General features: G+C 40.6%; 3 protein-coding genes. All 3 read left to right on the top strand.

The window, feature by feature from the left end; translation table 11 throughout:
- Nucleotides 1-1,164: LbtU family siderophore porin (locus DNJ75_RS14710; RefSeq protein WP_117004178.1), on the top strand; the 1,164-nt coding region annotated here is incomplete at its 5' end.
- 41 nt (nt 1,165-1,205) lie between these two features.
- On the top strand, nt 1,206-1,523 hold the full coding sequence (locus DNJ75_RS14705; protein ID WP_117004177.1) for a hypothetical protein: 318 nt from the start codon (nt 1,206-1,208) through the stop codon (nt 1,521-1,523).
- A gap of 92 nt (nt 1,524-1,615) precedes the next feature.
- A partial coding sequence (locus DNJ75_RS14700; RefSeq protein ID WP_157968397.1) for an HU family DNA-binding protein occupies nt 1,616-1,902 on the top strand: 287 nt, incomplete at its 3' end.

Here is a 1,902-nt window from a genome sequence, read left to right as displayed (position 1 = left end):
TTTCCAACGAATCGTGGTCAACTTCAAAACTTTTTGTTCTCCAATCTGCATGAGGGCGGTTTACCGTTTGGTAAGATGAATTCATCACAGTTTGGCTTAAATATATTGCAGCATCGCAATAAATACAGTGATAAAGCATTAGTTTTTGGGGGCTATTTAGAAGCTGATGGCAGTGTCTGGAATGGTAGCACCATTGTCAGAGCAAACCGAACAGCCAAATCAGAAAAAGTGGTTAATACCTACCAGTCTGGCAAAGGGTTATATTTAACGACCGCTGCATTATATACCGCAGCAAACTTAGGACGTTATGTGACCGCTGAGATGACATTGCTTGGTAATGAAAATACATCACCTGTGGTTAGTGATGCGTTTGTGATGTTTGGTAATTTAGATGATTTTCCTGTTTATGCCACCGTTGGTAAGAATCGATTACCGATTGGTTCCTTTGCAGGCGGTGGTGTTTGGACAGGGTCACTGGTGCAGATGTTGTTTAGACCGAATCGCGTAACGAACGCGTCAGTCGCTTATTTTGATCATGGCTTAAGTGCTAATGTTACCTTATTTCAGACAGATGATCACACTAGCGATTTTTCATCGGCATTGTTTTATGGCAAGCAGATTGAACAATGGCTATTGGGGATGAATGTTGGCTATGTCCATGATGTGAATGGCACAGGCAATCCATCATTCAATGCAGCAACCCGTTCTGGTACAGCGGATAAGACAAGGATTGGCGCTGTTAATACGGGGGCAACGGTGGCGTATGATATTTATGGCGTTGGTGCAGGTTGGGCACAGACGACCCATACGTCAACCGTTACCAATAACAGCTATGCGGGAGCATGGTATGTGCGTGCGGGATTAGCACCAGAGGTTTATGGACGATCAACGAACTTTAGTTTGTCGTATCACGGTGCTTACAATACCAATGATATTCCGATTACCTTAAGTGGCAGTCCTATCAATTGCTATAGTACACAGGGAAGCGACAACAGTGGAGGCGTTAAAGTCAGTGGTTCTGGTATTAATCGTATGATGATTGCAGCGGTACAGCGTCCGTTTTTTACGGAAAATGTATTAATTGGTTTAGAGTATGCGTATATGCATATGTATAACCATCAGCATTCTAACGCATGGACGCTCGATTTATCGGTTTATTTTTAAGGTGATCAGGAAAGATAAGTTATGTTATTTTGGATAATGTTATGGCAAATAAACATCGAAAGCCCACGTTTGAAGCATTAATTACAAGTCGATATCAACGATCAGTAACGGCAGTATTAAAAGAGTTTCAACGGCAGCAATATACTCACGCCAAAGTGGCATTGGTTACGGGATTCACCCAGTCAACAATTCGCAGATACTGCCGTAAGCATAATATAGTGCTTTATCCTGAATTATTAAAAATAAATATTTGCCCTTATGCTGAAATCAGAAAACATATTCAGTCAGATATATTGAGTTCACATAATGCGCTGTATAGATCATGGCGTGGTAGCAGTTTAACAACCATCATCCATTGACCTGACGTGTTGATCAGGCTATTGTATTTAGTGTATCCATTCAAATAATTTCAGCAAGTGCAAGTGGAATGGTAAATAAATCGGAGTAAAGTATGGCAGACAAAACAAAAAAAGAAAGTAAAGAAAATAAAGTGAAACAGTACAGTAAACTTGAGTTTGAAGCGATGATTGCAGAGAAAATGGATATTAGCAAAGCAAGTGCGAAAGATGCCGTAAATGCCTTTATTGACTCAATTACTGAAATTGTTAAAAAGGGGGAGTCTGTCAGCTTTACAGGCTTTGGTAAATTCAGTGTTGGTAAGCGTGCAGCCCGTAGTGGGCGTAATCCAAAAACAGGCGCACCATTAATGATTAAAGCGGCTAAATTGCCTAAATTTAC

Source organism: Cysteiniphilum litorale, from assembly GCF_003428165.1.
Lineage (GTDB): Bacteria > Pseudomonadota > Gammaproteobacteria > Francisellales > Francisellaceae > Caedibacter > Caedibacter litoralis.
Note: the sequence above shows the minus strand (reverse complement) of the source record. Positions and strands in the feature narration are given on the sequence as shown.

What these genes read in the sequence shown, in the direction of transcription:
- DNJ75_RS14705 (WP_117004177.1), top strand. Translation starts at nt 1,206, where the DNA reads ATGGCAAATAAACATCGAAAGCCCACGTTTGAAGCATTAATTACAAGT.